This window comes from Rhodopseudomonas sp. BAL398, assembly GCF_033001325.1.
In the GTDB taxonomy this organism is placed as follows: domain Bacteria; phylum Pseudomonadota; class Alphaproteobacteria; order Rhizobiales; family Xanthobacteraceae; genus JARJEH01.
On sequence record NZ_CP133111.1, the window covers coordinates 1,402,713 to 1,421,102 of the forward strand.

The 18,390-nt window shown below is 62.7% G+C and carries 19 protein-coding genes; 12 read left to right on the forward strand and 7 right to left on the reverse strand.

Annotation, left to right across the window (positions count from 1 at the left end; all coding sequences use genetic code 11):
• The first annotated feature begins 7 nt into the window (after nt 1-7).
• Nucleotides 8-199 carry a hypothetical protein gene (locus RBJ75_RS06695; protein WP_044404762.1) on the forward strand — a complete coding sequence of 64 codons (192 nt, stop codon included), beginning with the start codon at nt 8-10 and terminating at the stop codon, nt 197-199.
• A 19-nt stretch (nt 200-218) separates the two neighbouring features.
• Here the strand turns inward: RBJ75_RS06695 and RBJ75_RS06700 are convergent, their stop codons facing one another.
• Nucleotides 219-1,118 carry a DMT family transporter gene (locus RBJ75_RS06700; RefSeq protein WP_044404747.1) on the reverse strand — a complete coding sequence of 300 codons (900 nt, stop codon included), beginning with the start codon at nt 1,116-1,118 and terminating at the stop codon, nt 219-221.
• 805 nt (nt 1,119-1,923) lie between these two features.
• Here RBJ75_RS06700 and RBJ75_RS06705 point away from each other — a divergent pair.
• From RBJ75_RS06705 to RBJ75_RS06720, 4 genes are all read left to right on the forward strand, one after another.
• The gene (locus RBJ75_RS06705) at nt 1,924-5,685 is read left to right on the forward strand and encodes a vitamin B12-dependent ribonucleotide reductase (RefSeq protein ID WP_317528813.1); all 3,762 of its coding nucleotides are present in this window, start codon (nt 1,924-1,926) and stop codon (nt 5,683-5,685) included.
• A 354-nt stretch (nt 5,686-6,039) separates the two neighbouring features.
• Nucleotides 6,040-6,243: a hypothetical protein gene (locus RBJ75_RS06710; RefSeq protein ID WP_044418688.1), complete on the forward strand. Its 204-nt coding sequence runs from the start codon at nt 6,040-6,042 to the stop codon at nt 6,241-6,243.
• A gap of 63 nt (nt 6,244-6,306) precedes the next feature.
• Nucleotides 6,307-7,203 carry a hypothetical protein gene (locus RBJ75_RS06715; protein ID WP_044418686.1) on the forward strand — a complete coding sequence of 299 codons (897 nt, stop codon included), beginning with the start codon at nt 6,307-6,309 and terminating at the stop codon, nt 7,201-7,203.
• Nucleotides 7,204-7,435: 232 nt separating this feature from the next.
• Complete coding sequence (locus RBJ75_RS06720; RefSeq protein ID WP_317528816.1) at nt 7,436-8,470, forward strand: IS110 family transposase; 1,035 nt, start codon at nt 7,436-7,438, stop codon at nt 8,468-8,470.
• 612 nt (nt 8,471-9,082) lie between these two features.
• Here RBJ75_RS06720 and RBJ75_RS06725 read toward each other — a convergent pair.
• A complete protein-coding gene (locus tag RBJ75_RS06725; RefSeq protein WP_044410425.1) occupies nt 9,083-9,694 on the reverse strand; it encodes a TetR/AcrR family transcriptional regulator in 612 nt (203 codons plus the stop codon).
• 125 nt (nt 9,695-9,819) lie between these two features.
• Here RBJ75_RS06725 and RBJ75_RS06730 point away from each other — a divergent pair, with 125 nt between their 5' ends.
• From RBJ75_RS06730 to RBJ75_RS06740, 3 genes are all read left to right on the forward strand, one after another.
• Nucleotides 9,820-10,794: an SDR family NAD(P)-dependent oxidoreductase gene (locus tag RBJ75_RS06730; RefSeq protein ID WP_044410428.1), complete on the forward strand. Its 975-nt coding sequence runs from the start codon at nt 9,820-9,822 to the stop codon at nt 10,792-10,794.
• 404 nt (nt 10,795-11,198) lie between these two features.
• On the forward strand, nt 11,199-11,447 hold the full coding sequence (locus RBJ75_RS06735; protein ID WP_044410431.1) for a DUF2442 domain-containing protein: 249 nt from the start codon (nt 11,199-11,201) through the stop codon (nt 11,445-11,447).
• 132 nt (nt 11,448-11,579) lie between these two features.
• Nucleotides 11,580-11,996 (forward strand): RidA family protein, encoded by a 417-nt coding sequence (locus RBJ75_RS06740; protein WP_044410434.1) that lies wholly within the window; start codon nt 11,580-11,582, stop codon nt 11,994-11,996.
• A 337-nt stretch (nt 11,997-12,333) separates the two neighbouring features.
• Here RBJ75_RS06740 and RBJ75_RS06745 read toward each other — a convergent pair whose 3' ends face one another.
• From RBJ75_RS06745 to RBJ75_RS06760, 4 genes are all read right to left on the reverse strand, one after another.
• The gene (locus RBJ75_RS06745) at nt 12,334-13,368 is read right to left on the reverse strand and encodes an IS110 family transposase (RefSeq protein ID WP_276156421.1); all 1,035 of its coding nucleotides are present in this window, start codon (nt 13,366-13,368) and stop codon (nt 12,334-12,336) included.
• A 171-nt stretch (nt 13,369-13,539) separates the two neighbouring features.
• Complete coding sequence (locus RBJ75_RS06750) at nt 13,540-13,836, reverse strand: HepT-like ribonuclease domain-containing protein (RefSeq protein ID WP_052628942.1); 297 nt, start codon at nt 13,834-13,836, stop codon at nt 13,540-13,542.
• A 74-nt stretch (nt 13,837-13,910) separates the two neighbouring features.
• Nucleotides 13,911-14,204 (reverse strand): nucleotidyltransferase family protein, encoded by a 294-nt coding sequence (locus tag RBJ75_RS06755; protein WP_044411896.1) that lies wholly within the window; start codon nt 14,202-14,204, stop codon nt 13,911-13,913.
• A 162-nt stretch (nt 14,205-14,366) separates the two neighbouring features.
• The gene (locus RBJ75_RS06760) at nt 14,367-15,176 is read right to left on the reverse strand and encodes an SDR family NAD(P)-dependent oxidoreductase (protein WP_044411899.1); all 810 of its coding nucleotides are present in this window, start codon (nt 15,174-15,176) and stop codon (nt 14,367-14,369) included.
• Nucleotides 15,177-15,223: 47 nt separating this feature from the next.
• Between RBJ75_RS06760 and RBJ75_RS06765 the strand changes: the two genes are divergently transcribed.
• Nucleotides 15,224-15,607, forward strand: a complete 384-nt coding sequence (locus RBJ75_RS06765) for a winged helix-turn-helix transcriptional regulator (protein WP_044411902.1) — start codon at nt 15,224-15,226, stop codon at nt 15,605-15,607.
• Nucleotides 15,608-15,746: 139 nt separating this feature from the next.
• Here the strand turns inward: RBJ75_RS06765 and RBJ75_RS06770 are convergent, their stop codons facing one another.
• Nucleotides 15,747-16,895: a sensor domain-containing diguanylate cyclase gene (locus tag RBJ75_RS06770; RefSeq protein WP_044411905.1), complete on the reverse strand. Its 1,149-nt coding sequence runs from the start codon at nt 16,893-16,895 to the stop codon at nt 15,747-15,749.
• Nucleotides 16,896-17,091: 196 nt separating this feature from the next.
• On the opposite strand from RBJ75_RS06770, the gene RBJ75_RS06775 reads away from it, so the two are divergent.
• The 3 genes from RBJ75_RS06775 to RBJ75_RS06785 all read left to right on the forward strand — a co-directional run bounded on the left by RBJ75_RS06775 (nt 17,092) and on the right by RBJ75_RS06785 (nt 18,387).
• Complete coding sequence (locus tag RBJ75_RS06775) at nt 17,092-17,760, forward strand: oxidoreductase (protein ID WP_044411909.1); 669 nt, start codon at nt 17,092-17,094, stop codon at nt 17,758-17,760.
• Between the two features lie 100 nt (nt 17,761-17,860).
• The gene (locus tag RBJ75_RS06780; protein WP_044411912.1) at nt 17,861-18,097 is read left to right on the forward strand and encodes a hypothetical protein; all 237 of its coding nucleotides are present in this window, start codon (nt 17,861-17,863) and stop codon (nt 18,095-18,097) included.
• Nucleotides 18,094-18,387, forward strand: coding sequence for a type II toxin-antitoxin system RelE/ParE family toxin (locus RBJ75_RS06785; protein ID WP_044411915.1), 294 nt, complete (start codon nt 18,094-18,096; stop codon nt 18,385-18,387). The genes RBJ75_RS06780 and RBJ75_RS06785 overlap by 4 nt, the downstream gene beginning before the upstream one ends.
• The last annotated feature ends 3 nt before the right edge of the window (nt 18,388-18,390 follow it).

Consider the following 18,390-nt stretch of genomic DNA (forward strand, 5'->3'; position numbering starts at 1 on the left):
CGCCGCCATGGCAGACGAAAACGGCGACGGAACGGTGCGCGGCTTTGTGCGGTGGGCGATGAAGCCGCCGCAAGCCTATGTGATCTATCTGATCGCCCTGGTGCTGGTCGGCGGGTTGTCGTTCTATGCCGGCTCGCTGAAGCCGAAGCTCGGCGCCTATGTGGTGCCGCAATCGGCCGTCCACCCAGCTGCCAAATAGCTGAGCGAGTTGAGCTGCGTCACGACCGCGTTGCCAGAACGACGCCCGCCAGCGTGAACAGCAAGGCGACGAGCTGGCCCCAGCCCAGAGGCTCGTGCAGCGCGATCGCCGAGGCCACCACACCGATCACCGGCACCGCCATCGTTCCGATCGCCGCCACCGCGGCCGGCAGCCTTGCGAGGGCGGCGAACCAGCAGACATAGGCGATGCAGAACTGCACCAGGGTCATATAGGCCATCAGCGCCCAGCCCATCGCCGACAGCGCCGCGATCCGCGGACTTTCGAATATCAGCCCGGCCAGCGCCACCGGGACGCAGCCGATCCCGATCTGCAGCGCGCTGGAGGAAATCAGCGGCAGGTTCAGCGGCAGCCGCTTGGCGGTGACGGTGCCGAGCGCGAAGGCAAACGCCCCAACCAGCACCATGATGATGCCCGGCAGCTTCGCCATGCTGGCGGCCATGCCGTTGCCGCCCATCAGCGCCGCGATGCCGGCGAACGCCATCAGCATTGCCAGCGCTCGCGTCAGCGACATCCGCTCGCCGAGCATCAGCCAGGCCAGCAGCGAGGCCCACACCGGCATCGTATAGGCGATCACCGCGGCCTCGGAGGCCGGCAGATACAGCAGCGCGATCCCCATCAGCGTCATCCAGGTGGTGACGTTGAGGAACGACGACAGCAGCAACCTGCCCCATTGCCCGCGCGGCACGCGCAGGCTCTGCCCCCGCGCCAGCGCCAGGATGGCGAGCAGCGCGCCGCCGGCGACCCCGGTCAGCCCGCGCGCCGACATGGGCGGCCACTCGGTGAGAATCTCTTTCATCACCGGCCAGTTCAGCCCCCAGGCGACCGAGGTGATGGCCAGGAACGCCAGACCGGCGGGCGCAATTGGCGCTCGCGCGCGTGGCATGTGTTGATCTGTCATGGGAAGCCGGTGCGAGGAACCTGCGCATCATGCCGGTATTGAGATCCGCGCACCACCCGAAAACGAATCGTTGGGCGCCGTTTGCTCCACCGCCCGAACCGGCGAGTCGCCGCCCGGTCGTCTTGGCAGGCCCGACTCGCCGCCATTGCCATGGAAAAACGCGCCGTTCCGCCATGTCTGGCCGCCGCCGTCCTTCCCGGAAAACGATACCGCCGCCTCGCCCGCCTGAGTCGCTCCTTGGCAACCCCGCGCGACGAAAAAATACCTGCCTGTGAACAGCGGGTGTAGGTCGGTTTGGAACCGGCTTTGCGGATTTTTTGCGCTTCCGATTCCATGAGGACTCACCGATACTTGGCCACATCAGGACGCGGCCAGGCCCCCTGTTTTCCCGCACTTTCCACCATATTTAGTATTTGATTCAGAAAGTCGCACTAGTTCTTGACGGGTGCGATGGAGTCGGCCTAGTTTTGGTGCGTCCAACGCGGGTTGTTTTGGGTCCCGCCGGACGTTCCCAGAAGGGTAGCAAACAAGCCAACTCCGTGAGCCGTCGCGGCAACGGAGTGTGGGCTTGTCGTCGCCGCGAAACGGAGTGTTTGAGCCGACAAAAGTGAGCCGGGTAACGGCTCCAAAACGCGTGCAAGGCGTTGAGCAGCATGTCCCCGGACACCCCGAGCCAAGCTCGGGCGGGCGTGCGCCAGAAGAGAAACAGGGCCGGAATACCGGTCAGAGCCGCGAACAGGCGTTCGCGAATTTGAACTCAGCGGGCCGCATATGATGCGGGTCCGATCTATGAATGGGGCACGAGATGAAGATCGAACGGCGCTACACCAAGGACGGCCAGTCACCCTATGCCGAGATCCAGTTTCGGATGACGACCAGCGAGATTCGCAATCCCGATGGCTCGGTGGTGTTCCGCCTTGAGAACGTCGAGGTGCCCGATTCCTGGTCGCAGGTCGCCTCCGACGTGCTGGCGCAGAAATATTTCCGCAAGGCCGGCGTCGCCGCGCGCTTGAAGAAGGTCGAGGAAGAGACCGTACCGTCCTGGCTGTGGCGCTCGGTCCCCGACACCGAGGCGCTGGCGCATCTGCCGGAGAAGGAGCGCTTTGTCAGCGAATTGTCGTCCAAGCAGGTGTTCGATCGCCTCGCCGGCTGCTGGACCTATTGGGGCTGGAAGGGCAGCTACTTCACCTCCGAGGAGGACGCCCACGCCTTCCATGACGAGCTGCGCTACATGCTGGCCAAGCAGATGGTCGCGCCGAATTCGCCGCAATGGTTCAACACCGGACTGCACTGGGCTTACGGCGTCGACGGCCCCGGCCAGGGCCATTTCTATGTCGACTGGAAGACCGGCAAGCTGACCAAGTCGAAATCCTCTTATGAGCACCCGCAGCCGCATGCCTGCTTCATCCAGGGCATCGAGGACGACCTCGTCAATGAGGGCGGCATCATGGATCTGTGGGTCCGCGAGGCGCGCTTGTTCAAATACGGCTCCGGCACCGGCTCCAACTTCTCGCGGCTGCGCGGCGAAGGCGAGCGGCTGTCCGGCGGCGGCAAATCCAGCGGCCTGATGAGCTTCCTGAAGATCGGCGACCGCGCCGCCGGCGCCATCAAGTCGGGCGGCACCACGCGCCGCGCCGCCAAGATGGTGGTGGTCGACGCCGACCATCCGGATATCGAGACCTATATCGACTGGAAGGTGAAGGAAGAGCAGAAGGTCGCCGCGATGGTGACCGGCTCCAAGATCAACCAGAAGCACCTCAAGGCGGTGATGCGCGCCTGCGTCAATTGCGAGGGCTCCGGCGACGATTGCTTCGATCCCGAGAAGAATCCGGCGCTGCGCCGCGAGGTCAAGCTGGCGCGCCGCGCGCTGGTGCAGGACGCGATGATCAAGCGCGTCATCCAGTTCGCCAAGCAGGGCTACAAGGAAATCGACTTCCCGACCTACGACACCGACTGGGATTCCGAGGCCTACCTCACCGTGTCGGGCCAGAACTCCAACAACTCCGTGTCGCTGAAGGATGATTTCCTCCGCGCGGTGGAAACCGATGGCGACTGGGATCTGATCGGCCGCACCAACAAGAAGGTGATGAAGACGATCAAGGCCCGCGACCTGTGGGAGAAGATCGGCTACGCCGCCTGGGCGTCGGCCGATCCCGGCCTGCACTTCAACACCACGATGAATGACTGGCACACCTGCAAGGCCTCGGGCGACATCCGCGCCAGCAATCCGTGCTCGGAATACATGTTCCTGGATGACACCGCCTGCAATCTGGCCTCGGCCAATCTGCTGACCTTCTACGACACCACCGCCAATGTGTTCGACATCGGCGCCTATGAACATCTGTGCCGGCTGTGGACCGTGGTGCTGGAAATCTCCGTCATGATGGCGCAGTTTCCGTCCAAGCAGATCGCGGAGCTGTCGTACGAATTCCGCACTTTGGGCCTCGGCTTCGCCAATATCGGCGGGCTGCTGATGACCATGGGTCTGTCCTACGACTCCAAGGAAGGCCGCGCGCTGTGCGGCGCGCTGTCGGCGATCATGACCGGCACCAGCTACGCCACCTCGGCCGAGATGGCCAAGGAGCTCGGCCCGTTCCCCGGCTACAAGAAGAACGCCAGCCATATGCTGCGCGTGATCCGCAATCATCGCCGCGCCGCGCATGGCGAATCCCGCGGCTATGAGGCGCTGGCGGTGTCGCCGGAGCCGCTCGACCAGCTGTCCTGCCCGCTGCCCGACGCCGTCGAGCGCGCCAAATATGCCTGGGACCAGGCGCTCGAACTCGGCGAATTGCACGGCTATCGCAACGCCCAGACCACGGTGGTCGCCCCGACCGGCACCATCGGCCTCGTCATGGATTGCGACACCACCGGCATCGAGCCCGATTTCGCGCTGGTGAAGTTCAAGAAGCTCGCCGGTGGCGGCTATTGGAAGATCATCAACCGCGCGGTGCCCGCCGCTCTGCGCATCCTCGGCTATCCGGAACACCAGATCGCCGAGATCGAGGCCTATGCGGTCGGCCATGGCTCGCTCAGCAATGCCCCGGCCATCAATGTCGCGACACTGAAGGCCAAGGGCTTTACCGACGAGGCGCTGAAGAAGGCCGAGGCCGCGCTGCCGACCGCCTTCGACATCAAATTCGCCTTCAACAAATGGACTTTTGGCGAAAATTTCCTGCATGACGCGCTGAAGCTCGACCCCGAAGCGATCGCGGCACCGAATTTCGACCTGCTGGCCGCGATCGGCTTCTCCAAGCGCGAGATCGAAGCCGCCAACATCCACATCTGCGGCGCCATGACCATCGAGGGCGCGCCGCATCTCAAGCCCGAGCATTACAGCGTGTTCGACTGCGCCAATCCCTGCGGCAAGGTCGGCAAGCGCTATCTGTCGGTCGAAAGCCACATCCGCATGATGGCGGCGGCGCAGCCCTTCATCTCGGGGGCGATCTCCAAGACCATCAACATGCCCAACGACGCCACGGTGGAGGATTGCAAATCCGCCTATCTGCTGTCGTGGAAGCTGGCCTTGAAGGCCAACGCGCTGTATCGCGACGGCTCGAAACTGTCGCAGCCCCTGAACTCGCAGCTGATCAGCGACGACGACGAGGACGAGGACGGCATCGACGCCTTCATGGAGAAGCCGATGGCGGCCCGCACCGCGGCGCTGTCCGAAAAGGTGGTGGAGCGGCTGGTCGAGCGCATCGTGGTGATGCGCGAACGCGAGAAGATGCCGGACCGCCGCAAGGGCTATACGCAAAAGGCCGTGGTCGGCGGCCACAAGGTCTATCTGCGCACCGGCGAATATGATGACGGCCGGATCGGCGAGATCTTCATCGACATGCACAAGGAAGGCGCGGCGCTGCGCTCCTTCATCAACAACTTCGCCATCGCGGTGTCGCTGGGCCTGCAATATGGCGTGCCGCTGGAGGAATATGTCGACGCCTTCACCTTCACCCGCTTCGAGCCGGCGGGTCCCGTGCAGGGCAATGATTCGATCAAATACGCCACCTCGATCCTGGACTACGTGTTCCGCGAACTCGCTGTGAGCTATATGGGCCGCTTCGACCTCGCCCATGTCGATCCGACCGAGACGCATTTCGACGCGCTCGGCAAGGGCGTCGCCGAAGGCAAGTCGCCGGAGGTGCCGAGCAACAAGTACCTGTCGAAGGGCCTGACCCGCTCGCGCACCGACAATCTGGTGGTGATGCGCGCCGACGCCCGCCCCGCGGCCCCCGCCCCGGCCACGGGCTCCGCCCCCGAGACCAATCGCGGTGGCCTCACCTCGGTCGCCTCCTCGGCCCGCGTCGCCGACCAGGTCGAAGGCGTCACCGCGCTGAAGCAGGAAGCCGACCACGATCTGTCGCCGACCGAAAAGTTGGAAGCCCTGCAATGGAGCCGCACCGGCGCCGCCCAGGCCCAACCCGCCGCCACCAAAGCCACCCGCCGCGCCGAAGCCAAAGCACGCGGCTACGAGGGAGATTCGTGCGGAGAGTGCGGGAATTTCACGCTGGTCCGTAACGGGACCTGCATGAAGTGCGATACGTGCGGCAGCACGACGGGGTGTAGCTGAGCAAAAAGTAATGAGGAAGGCCGCCGCTCGCTTAAAGCAAAGCGAGCGGCGGCCTTCCTCAGAGAGCGAAACGCTGGGGAAAAGTCAAAAAACCAGGTTCCGACATCGAACAAAGGGTGATCAGCGATATATTGTGAGCTAATAGACCAATGATTCGTCCAGACCCAAAAACACCAATGCCGAGGCGCTAACCTCGGCATTGGAACCCGTGAAGCACAGTTGAAGTACTTACGGGGGCACCGAGAAAGCAATCGCTTCCTCTCAGTCGCATGAGCAGTTAAGCGATTCGGTCGTCCGGCGTCTAGCGGAGCTTCAACGTTTTCCAGCGCCATCTGGCGCGAAGGAGCAACGTCTATGCCAAAGTATACCCGCAACTCCGGCAACGATTGGAAGCCCGCCGAAGTCGAACAGCTTCGGCAGGAAGCGAAGCACAATACGCCGACTCGCGTAATCGGTCTCCATCTTGGACGGACTGAAAACGCCGTGCGCAATCGCGCCTCGCAAGAGCGCATCTCGCTGAAGCCAACCAATCAGTCTCCATACAATCGGCAGAAGTAAGAAAGTGGGGGGCACCCGTTGCTCCCCCACTTTTGTTCAAGTCTGCAAACACATGGAGAGATCATGCTTCAGAGATTATTCGGCAACTCCATCGTCCGCGAGATCCAAAGTGACCTTCTTGCCGACAGCACCGTACTTTCGAACGTGCTCAGAAAGGCGCGTTTAGCGGCCCGCAAGTTAGATCTCGCCAAATTTGAAAAGTGGATCGCAAGTGAATCAGATGGATACAAGAACACGACATGGAACGATTTGCCTAAATACAGGACGATCGGGGCAATCCCGCGCTTTTTTAATCCATATAGAGGCTGGTGCCCAATCATTATTGAGGACCCCCAGTTGTATGAACTTTGCCACAGAATTCCACTATTCCAATCAATCGCTGAGTTGGAGTGCCTGCTAGGCACGGATGAGTCTCTTACTTATGCATACCCGCCCGGAATCACCAAAATCCTCCGAGACGGAATGGATATTCAGTTTGACATTCGTGCGATGGTGAGCAGGAACCAACTTGCTGCCCCGATTAATGCGGTAAAGAATATCGTGCTGGATTGGGTTGTGGATCTCGAGAAGGCAGGAATAATTGGCGAAGGATTGGGGTTTTCAACAAGCGATAAGAAGGAGGCCCAGACGGTGACGCAAAACATCTACGCACAGAATATTGGTAACCTTGGAGATGTCAGCGACAAGTCCTCCGTGAACAACAATCTCGTCAACAGCTCCTTTACGATCGGCGACATCGATAGGCACGTTCAACAAATACGCGAATGTCTTCCCGCGCTACCACCCGACGCACGACTGCCGATAGAGGCTGAATTAGATAAGATAGAAGCAAGCAAGACCGCGGAAGACCCGATCGCTGCCCGCAGCGCACTCTTAAATATTCGATCAATATGCGAAAGCGCCACGAGCAATCTTGCGGCGCAAGGCATCATAGCGCTTATCAAGGGCTTGTTTGGATAAAGCAAGCAAGCGTGGCCAGGATGACAATCCGGGTCTCCTTTCTGAAACGCTGTCCCCGGATAGCAAGCGTAGATGGGGTAACGGGCCGGCCGAGCCAGCCGCACGCTCGCTACGGCGCGATTTGAGAGCGCGCTCGCGTGCGGCTTCCCCGGGAGGCGGTCGTCCCTCAAAATGATGGTGTCAATGAACCGGAGTCGGGCAAGCCCGCTCCAAGCATCATCGAGGGACGACCATGTACCACTATGCAGGAATTGACGTGTCTTTGGAACAGTCTGCTGTTTGCATCGTCGACGGCGCGGGCAAGATTTTGCGCGAGGCCAAGGTCGCGAGCGAGCCGGAGGCGTTGATTGCCTGGTTCGGGTCGCAGGGCTGGGCTCTCGAACGGATCGGCCTCGAGGCGGGACCTCTGTCGCAATGGTTATACGCCGGGTTGCGCGGGGCCGGTCTTGCGGTCGAACTACTGGAGACCCGGCATGTCCGCGACGCCTTCAAGGCGATGTCGGTGAAGACCGATCGCAACGACGCCCGCGCCATCGCGCAATTGATGCGGCTGGGCTGGTTCCGGCCGGTTCATTGCAAGTCGATCGAAGCGCAGGAGGTTCGGGCGGTGTTGACCGCGCGCAAGCTGCTGCAGTCGAAGCTGCTCGACGTCGAGAACAGTCTGCGTGGGGTGTTGCGCGGCTTCGGGCTGAAGGTCGGCAGGACCACCGAGCGCAGCTTCGCGGCGCGGATCGAAGAATTGGTCGCCGGACACGCGGCGCTGGCGTCGATTGCGAAGGCGCTGCTCGCGGTTCATGCGGTGCTGCTGCGCGAGTTCAAATGCCTGAACAAACAAGTCGTGCAGCTCGCCAGAGCGCAACCGCAGGCGCGGCTGCTGATGACGACGCCGTCGGTCGGCCCGATCGTGGCGCTGACCTATGCCTGCGCGATCGACGATCCGGCGCGCTTCAACTCGTCGAAGGCGGCCGGCGCGCATTTCGGCCTGACGCCGAAGAAGTATCAATCGGGACAGACCGATTACACCGGCCGCATCACCAAGATCGGCGATGCTTCGGTGCGCGAGGCGCTCTATCAGGCGGCTCATGTCATGCTGACCAAGCCGGTCAAGAACTGCACCGAACTGAAGAGCTGGGCGATGCGGATCGCCCGGCGCGCCGGCCTGCGCAAGGCCAAGGTCGCGCTGGCGCGCAAGCTCGCGGTCGTCCTGCATCGCATGCTCGCCGACACCAAGCCGTTCAACCCCAACGCCAAGGCGCTGGCAGCTTAACAGGGAGAAATCATCGGTTCGGGGAGGCCCACGACACCAGGTCTTCCCCGCGCGAGGTCCCTTCGCCGGGACGATGGATCCGGTCAGGCCGCCATGCGGGAAGTCGGCTCACAACCACGCTTCCGTAGATTGGCCGGCCGGCTCCTCTTACGCACCCCTAAAGGTGACGGCCACCGCGCCGATCCCGGACAGAAGCAAGTCGCCGGCGAGAGGATCACGTAAAAAGGGATTGACTAACCACTGCCCGTTACAGAAGCCCGCATGAGCGCAGCGATATGCGGGGAGCGTCCGGGCAACGACGTCCCGCATATCGCTGCGCTCATGCGGGCTACTCCCTACTGAGCTACTAATCCACAGATGGAAGGGTGGCGACTAGTCGCCGCCTGGGGCAACGGCATAGTTGGTCCCACAAGTTCGTCCCCTATTCAGGGCAAAGTGGGTCCCCTAGCCCAAAAATAGAAAAGGTCCCGCCGGCGACGGCGGGGTTTTTGGCTTCGGATCGAGAGCGGATGAGCGCGGCGCCGCCGGCTTAGCTAGGAGTCGGCGTCGCCCGCGTAAGTTGCTCTTGCTCCGGCCTTCACGCCATCTGGCATCAATTTCCGGGCACCAGTTTTACGCCCGCGGCAGTAGCACCAAGTCGGCCGCTTCCTCTGCATCTCTGAGGAGCGTCTTGCGCGGCGTGCCCATCTGCGCACGCATCGTCAGACCGCGGCCAAGGTCCATGACCTGGCTCGCGCGCACGGCTACGGGAAAGTCAGCCGGTACATCTCCCGCGCTGATCGCGTCGCAGAACCGACGTTTCACCAGCGCCATGCCGCCAGCCACGGCGTCCTTCAGGAACTGCCTGACCTCGGCGTCGTCAACGAGGGGCGCGACGCACACCAGAAGACATCCTGGGGCCGACCCTTCCTCGGTCGCACTCTCTACCGCGTGCCTCAGGAAGCCGACGAGCGAGTCGCGGAGAGCCGGCGGCGAGAAGAGCGCCTTTGCAGCGCGAGCGCCCTTTGCCTCTGCGTACGCCCGAAGGACACGCAAGAATATCGTCCGCTTGTCCCCGAAGACGGAATACAGGCTCGGACGTCCCACACCCATGCCTTCGACGAGATCGTCGATCGTCGTTCCGTCGTAGCCTTTCGACCGGAACACTCGGGTCGCCTTTTCCAGCGCGGCGCTCTCGTCGAAGCTACGTGGGCGTCCACGGGGCCTCTCAGTTTTTTGAAACATTTAGTTCTAAATTCCTTGACCTCGACCTTTTGGCAGGAATATATAACCGAACAGTTCAAAAATGACAAGGAAGCCCCTGCCTCGCGGGGGCTCCTTTGACCTTAGCCCTCACAACGGAGCCGCCCATGAAACAGTCGATCGCTCTCGTCACCGGCGCCACTTCCGGGCTCGGCGATGCGGCAGCTCGCCTGCTCGCCGGACAGGGCTGGCACGAGATCATCGTCACCGGGCGCAGCCTGGCCGCGGCCCAGCAAGCGGCCGCTCGACTGACGGCTGAGAACAAAACAGTGATCATCACGGCGCTGGCGCTGGATCTGGACAAGCCGTCCAGCGTTCAGTCCGCGCTCGCCGAACTCGTCAAGCGAGGTCGGCCGATCGATTTCCTGCTGCTCAATGCAGGGATGGTTCCCGGCAAGGCCCGCGTGATCACTGCGGCGGGCATCGAGGCTTCTCAGGCCCCGCTGATCGGCCATCATCAACTGACTGTCGGCTTGCTTCGCGCCAAACTGCTGAGCCCCAACGCGCGGATCGTTATCGCCAGCGCGGAGCCTGCCCGAGGGGGCGTGCCCATGTTTAAGTACACCGACGTGCCAGCCTTCGCGGCCAAATACTTTCGGGCCGACCAAACCGCCGCTGTTGAAGCCCTGATCCGCAACGGGCCGCACGTGAAGTATGTGCCCAACAATGCCTATGCCGACGCGAAGCTCATTGTCGCTTGGTGGGTCGCGGCGCTCGCTCGCCGGCTACCCTCCGGCATGGCCGTGTACGCTGTCTCGCCCGGTGCGGCGAACGCCACTAATGTGGCGCGAAACGCTGGCCCGTTGTTGAAGTATCTGATGATTCCAATCGTGAACCTCATCCCCGGCATGAATCAGACGCCAGAAACCGCGGCCCGTCGGTACCTCCAGGCGTCGGAGTTAGGAACCGACGTCTCGGGGCAATTCTTCGCCTCGGCTCAAGGGAAGTTCTCAGGCCCAGTTGAGGCGCAGCGCCACCCACACCTCCATGATCGCGCCAGCCAGGAAGCCGCGTGGCAGGCCGTCGTCAAGGTCTCCGGCGTCGACTTGTCTTACCCCGCATCCTTGAGCGCGGTGTCCTGAGGAGCGCTCGTCTCGGCGAAATGGTCGCGGTGACTAGAATCGGCAGGCGAATGCGGTCCTACAGCCCGTAGCCCGTAGGATGGGTTGAGCCCTTGCGAAACCCATCGCTGCATCGACAGCCTCTCGGTGGGTTTCACTTCGTTCAACCCACCCCACCCGGTTCGATTTGTTTTCGGAGGCATCGATGCCTTTGGTGTTTCGGCGCCACGGGTTGCGCTATTACGTCTTTTTCAATGAAGGCTTGCCACCCGAGCCGGCGCATATCCATATCAAGGGCGGCGGCCGCGATGCCAAATCTGGCTGGTGCCGGAGATCGCCCTCGCCGATTCTTGTGGGTTCAATCCGCGCGAATTGTCGGCTATCCTGCGCCACGGACAATCGCGATCTGATCCTGAGAGCATGGCATGACCGTTTCGGCCACCAGCGTCCGCTTTGACGACCACACCATGTGGGTCGAATTGTCCGACGGGCGCACGCTCGGCATTCCGCTGGCCTGGTTTCCGCGATTGTTGCACGCGACCGCTGCCGAGCGCGACAAGGTTGAACTCAGCCGCGTCGGCCTGCACTGGGAAGCCCTCGACGAGGACATTTCGATCGCGGGACTTTTGGCCGGGCGCGGCGACGTCACTCACAGCTCGGAAACCGCAGCGTAGCGACCTCAGCGAGCGTAGCAAGCGTCGCCCGCATGAGCGCAGCGACATGCGGGGTTCGGCCGGGCAACAACGTCCCCCATATCGCTGCGCTCATGCGGGTTACTGCTATTTTGGCAAAGTTTGGAGCTATCAATGAATGAAGCCGGGTCATTCCAAATCAGACATCTCAATCCTGATGGTCTGGCTAAGCCGCCGGGATACTCCCAAATTATCGAGATCGCCAATGCGCGTCTGATATTCATCGCGGGACAAACCGCGACAAACGCGTATGGAGACACCGTCGGGAAGGATGATTTCTCCATCCAGGCAGCTCAAGTCTTTGGCAATTTGGAAACTGCACTCAGGGCCGTGGGATGCGACGCGCGTCATCTTGTGAAATTGACGGTATTCGTGCGTAATATGGACGACCTTTCGGCCTATCGAGAAGCTCGAAACCGTTTTTTCGCGACGGTCACCCCGCCCGCCGCACCAGCCATCACCTTGGTCGAAGTGGCGCGACTTTACGGCTCCGATTTCATGCTGGAAATCGAGGCGATCGCTGCGGCGTAGCAAGCGTAGCCCGCATGAGCGTGGCGACATGCGGGGTTCGGCCGGGTAACAACCTCCCGCATATCGCTGCGCTCATGCGGGCTTCTGTAACGGGCAGTGGTTAGTCAATCCCTTTTTACGTGATCCTCTCGCCGGCGACTTGCTTCTGTCCGGGATCGGCGCGGTGGCCGTCACCTTTAGGGGTGCGTAAGAGGAGCCGGCCGGCCAATCTACGGAAGCGTGGTTGTGAGCCGACTTCCCGCATGGCGGCCTGACCGGATCCATCGTCCCGGCGAAGGGACCTCGCGCGGGGAAGACCTGGTGTCGTGGGCCTCCCCGAACCGATGATTTCTCCCTGTTAAGCTGCCAGCGCCTTGGCGTTGGGGTTGAACGGCTTGGTGTCGGCGAGCATGCGATGCAGGACGACCGCGAGCTTGCGCGCCAGCGCGACCTTGGCCTTGCGCAGGCCGGCGCGCCGGGCGATCCGCATCGCCCAGCTCTTCAGTTCGGTGCAGTTCTTGACCGGCTTGGTCAGCATGACATGAGCCGCCTGATAGAGCGCCTCGCGCACCGAAGCATCGCCGATCTTGGTGATGCGGCCGGTGTAATCGGTCTGTCCCGATTGATACTTCTTCGGCGTGAGCCCGAAATGCGCGCCGGCCGCCTTCGACGAGTTGAAGCGCGCCGGATCGTCGATCGCGCAGGCATAGGTCAGCGCCACGATCGGGCCGACCGACGGCGTCGTCATCAGCAGCCGCGCCTGCGGTTGCGCTCTGGCGAGCTGCACGACTTGTTTGTTCAGGCATTTGAACTCGCGCAGCAGCACCGCATGAACCGCGAGCAGCGCCTTCGCAATCGACGCCAGCGCCGCGTGTCCGGCGACCAATTCTTCGATCCGCGCCGCGAAGCTGCGCTCGGTGGTCCTGCCGACCTTCAGCCCGAAGCCGCGCAACACCCCACGCAGACTGTTCTCGACGTCGAGCAGCTTCGACTGCAGCAGCTTGCGCGCGGTCAACACCGCCCGAACCTCCTGCGCTTCGATCGACTTGCAATGAACCGGCCGGAACCAGCCCAGCCGCATCAATTGCGCGATGGCGCGGGCGTCGTTGCGATCGGTCTTCACCGACATCGCCTTGAAGGCGTCGCGGACATGCCGGGTCTCCAGTAGTTCGACCGCAAGACCGGCACCGCGCAACCCGGCGTATAACCATTGCGACAGCGGTCCCGCCTCAAGGCCGATCCGTTCGAGAGTCCAGCCCTGCGACCCGAACCAGGCAATCAACGCCTCCGGCTCGCTCGCGACCTTGGCCTCGCGCAAAATCTTGCCCGCGCCGTCGACGATGCAAACCGCAGACTGTTCCAAAGACACGTCAATTCCTGCATAGTGGTACATGGTCGTCCCTCGATGATGCTTGGAGCGGGCTTGCCCAACTCCGGTTCATTGACACCATCATTTTGAGGGACGACCGCCTCCCGGGGAAGCCGCACGCGAGCGCGCTCTCAAATCGCGCCGTAGCGAGCGTGCGGCTCCAGCGGCCGGCCCGTTACCCCATCTACTTGCTGGTTACGAAGTCCCGCCATCCGCCCGCTCATATTGCCGCTTTGCCAACCGCGCGGCGGCGACGGTCTGGGCGATCGAGACCGTGACGGTTGCCCAAACAATATCCAGTTCGATGGCGTAATAGCCGTGGCTCAGCTTGTTGCGCGAGCGGTAGGCAAGGCTGAGCTGAAGCGCGGGAAATTCGCGATCCAGCGCGGGGTCCAATTTGCTGAGTTCGTTGGCGGCGAGCCCGATGGATTCCGCGCATTTGGACGCCGCGTCCTGGGTCTTGGCGTCCCTGACGAAGTCGTCGAAGCTCATCCCCGCCAAATGGCTTTCGAGCCCTTCGCTCCAGGCGATGATGTCCGCGAGCCAGTCGACGATCGACCGTTAGCTCACCGGATCGGCACCAGATCGGCCTGTGCGCGCGCCGCGACGTCGGGCGCCAGAAATCCCGCGGTCATCAGCTCGACCTTGCAGCCGAGCAGAGCTTCCAGCGCGATTTCGGCGGCGGCGAGATGATACAATGATGTGTCGGGCGCCGCATCGACCAGGACATCAAGATCGCTGGAATCATGGTCGGCGCTGCGCGCCGCCGAGCCGAACAGCCGCGGATTGGACAGGCCAAAGTCTTGCAGGATCGCCCGCACCTGGTCACGGTGGTTGGCCAAGGAGATCGACGGCTTCATGGGATGGCTCCTCATGATAGCGAATATATGCCGTTTGCCGGGCCGGCGCCATGGGACCGCATGAGCGCAGCGAGATGCGGGGGGCGGTCGAGCAACGATGTCCCGCATATCGCTGCGCTGATGCGGGCCACTGCTGTCCGCCCAAGCCGCCGTCACAAAGGATCAAAGTCCGGGCCACATGCCGCCGTCGAGCCGCAGGTTTGCGCCAGTGATATAGCCGGCGCGTGGACTTGCAAGGAAAGCGATCGCATCGGCGATTTCCTCAAGCGTTCCCACCCTTCCCATCGGAACTTGGGCAAACATCGGCAGCACGGTTTTCTCGATTTCGCTCCATGATGCGTCCGCCGCAAGGCCTTGGCTGGCGGCAACCTTGCGAAAGCCTTCGTCCAACTTATCGCTATGGATGGTTCCGGGCGATACCGTGTTCGCCGTAATGCCATCCATGGCGACCTCCTTTGCCAGCGAGGCCGTCATCGCGATCATCGCAGCCTTGGCGGCACCATAATCGGGCCTTTTCGCTGGAGCCATCATCGCTGCCATGCTGGAGATATTGACGATCCGTCCCCATTTGGCGGCCCGCATGCCTGGCAGCAGCCGAGCCGTCACCCTGACTGCCGCCAGCACGTTGCGGTCGTAACCCGATGCCCATGTCTCCGGGCGCGTGGTCGTCCAGTCTTCTGCCTCGCCGGAGCCGCCTGCGTTGTTGACCAGGATGTCGACCGGTTTCACGAAAGCCTGCGCAGCATCGGTGAGCCGTTGGACGTCGTCGTCATTCGTCAGGTCGCCAAAAACCGTATAGGCACGCCCCCCCTGGGCGACGATGTCGTGGGCGACCACTTCGGTCCTGATCTTGTTGCGGCCATGAACGATAACGATCGCACCTTCACGCGCCAAGCCTCTGGCGATTGCTTCGCCGATGCCCCTGCTGCTTCCCGTGACAAGCGCGATTTTTCCATCAAGCTTTAAATCCACCTGGCAATTCCCATGTTGGTGCGATGCACCGATAAAGGGACAAGCCGATGAACGAGGCAATTACGCACTTTAAAGTGCCTGTCGAACCAGAACCAAGGGAGCTTTGTCTCGGCCCCAAAGGTTCGGTCGCACATGTCGCCAGGGTGCTTCGAATGATCACGGGTCGGTGGAAGCTACCCATCCTGTTCCGGCTCTTTGCCGAGCCGTCGATGCGGACTTCGCAATTCATGAGGAGCATTCCTGCCGTCTCCCAAAAAATGCTGACGCAACATCTTCGCGAACTGGAGAATGATGGCCTTGTTGAGAGGCAAGATTTCAACGAGCGGCCGCCCCGCGTCGAATACAGTCTCTCGATCGCTGGCCGCGGTCTTATGCCGGTCTTGATGGCCGTGCGGGAATTTTCCCGGGATCACCCTGAAACGTCTGCCTGAAAATCATGCGCTATTGGCTGCAATTGGCGCATTCTTACTATCAATGCCGCAATAAGCGTCGCCCGGGTGAGCGCAGCGACACCCGGGCGCCGCTGAGATGCTGGTCCCGAATGTCGCTTCGCTCATCCGGGCAACGGGACTACACGCCACGGTCGACCGTCTGGTCGCGGCCCGATGCCTTGGCCCGGTATAGTCGACTGTCCGCCATCTTGTAGAGCGCGGCCCAGTCGCCGGCCTCCTGGATCGTCGCCACCCCGAAGCTCGCCGTCACCGACCTGTTGCCGAGCCCCGGAATTTGGCTGTTCGCGATCGTCTGCCGGAGCCTTTCGGCGCACTCATAGGCGTCGGACAATGATGCATCCGGCAGGAACACCGCAAACTCCTCGCCACCCAAACGGCCGATGAGATCGCCCTTGCGCGCGGTTCTGCGCAGGATCGCGCCAATCTCCTTGAGAACGACGTCGCCGACAGCATGACCGAACGTGTCGTTGATCGATTTGAAATGGTCGACGTCGCACAAGATCAGCGACACCCCTTCGGGAGCGCGATGCATCGGAGCCGCGATCTCCGCCTCGAAGCCGCGGCGGTTGAGCAGCCCGGTCAGATGGTCGAGATCCCGTTCGCGGCGCAGATCATCCATCAGGTCGGACACCGCCGCAGCCAGGATGGCCATCGCCAAGGCAGCGCCCAGCACCGCGAGGGACAATTGCAGGGTCTGCCAAAACACGGAATCGGCGAAGGCCAATTCACCTGCCGGCGGCGACACGCCGACGGTGAAGACGGTGCGGGGAAAGAAGTGAAGTCCGAACAGAAACAGTGTCCAGAACAGGATCCGGTCCACGACCCGACCGCGGCGAAGTCGCGACAGTCTGAGCGCGGCCGCGCAAAGCAGCAGTCCGTAGCCGAAGTTCTGCACGTAGATGCGCGCCAGCAGACTGCGATCGACATAGAAGAAGAACCATAATGCCAGAGAAAACCCGGCGAAGATCGCAACGTCTATCCAGAGTCCGAAAGCCCTGCCCGACCGGATCAGAACGCCTTCGACCGTCGCAATGACGGCGCAGGTGTAGAGCGCCCCCGACACCATCGCGTTCAAGCCCGTATCGCGAGGCCAGTAGATGATCTGACTCGAGGCCCCGAGAGCGAATAGCGCACAGGCGGCGGCCAGGATGCCGAGATAGGGCCGCCGCCGCTCATAGCTCCAGGCCGCAAGAAACGCACAACCGAATACGCCGATGATGCCTGGCCCGATCAGGGACAGCGTGACTCTAACAACCGAACCCTGCATCTTGAACGTCGTGACCCCGCAAGCTGAAGCCCGCGTCTTTTGCCTCTATCCGCTGTAGGAATCCACCACACACCCCGTTCAATTTGAGTCAAAATGAAAGGGCGCCGTTGCGAGCGTCGACGCTCGACCCCGCCATTGTCCCTGGCCCTTCCTCATGCGATCCTGCCGGCCTGTCCCCGTCCCGTGAGACCCCGCCATGAAAACCGCCCTCGTGTTCGGCGCCACCGGCCTGATCGGTTCGCATCTCGTGCGCGGCCTGCTCGACAGCCCGGACTACGCAGAGGTGATCGCGGTGGCGCGGCGGCCGCTGCCGTTGAGCGATCCGAAGCTGACGGTGCTGATCGGCGACCGCGACGCCCTGCCCGCGCTGGCGCCCCAGCTTGTCGCCGACGAGGTGTTCATCGCGCTCGGCACCACGCGCAAGCACACGCCCGACGAGGCGGCGTATTACCGGATCGACCATGATTATCCGGTGGAGGCGGCGCGGATCGCGCGGCGCAACGGCGCGCGGGCGGTGTTGCTGGTCACGGCGGTGGGCGCCAAGGCCGCGTCGGGGCAGTTCTATCTCCGCACCAAGGGCGAGACCGAGCGCGACGTCATCGCGCTGGGGTTCGACGACACCCACATCTTCCGCCCGTCAATGCTGATCGGCGAGCGCGCCGAGCACCGCCCGCTGGAGCGGCTGTTCATCGCGCTCGCGCACCTCGTCAACCCGCTGCTGCGCGGCGCGGCCGACCGCTATCGCGGCATCGACGCCGCTGACGTCGCAGAAGCGATGCTCGCGGCGGCCCGGACCGGCGCCGCCGGCCTGGGAATCTATCACTGGCGGGAGATGATGGCGCTGCTGCCGGGCCGGCGGGCGTAGCCCCGGATGCCAAGTTGGGTTCGCCCTCACCGCCCAACACGCAGCGCTCTTGCGCCCTGCGACGCTTTTCCGTCGGCGGGGGCCATGCTAAAAACCCGCGATGAAAACCAAACCCTTGGCTGAGATTCTCGAACGCGTCGAAAGCTGGCCGCCGCATCTGCAGGACGAGCTGGCCGCCTTTGCGCGTGAGCTCGACGCCGGTGCCGACGGCCGCGACTATCAGCCGACGCGGGAGGAACTGGCGGGGATCGACCGCGGTTTGCGCGATGCGGCCGACGGGCGCTTCGCCAGCGATGCGCAGGTCGACGCCGCGTTCGGCAAATTTCGCGGTCAATGAAGGTTGTCTATACCGACCAAGCGCTGCGTGATCTCGATGCCATCGCCGATTGGTTGACCGCGCACTATCCAAAGGTGGCGCCGGCCGTCGGTCGGCGCATTCGGAGCGTGGTGGCGCATATCGCGCGCTGGCCCGCGAGTGCCCGACGTTCCGCCGGTCGACCGGACGTTCGCGTCGTACCGCTCGGTCGCTATCCCTATCTGATCTTCTACCGCGTCACTGCGGACACCGTCGAGATCCTGCACATTCATCATGCGGCCCGGCAGCGTCCGGATGACGATCCGTCATGAGCC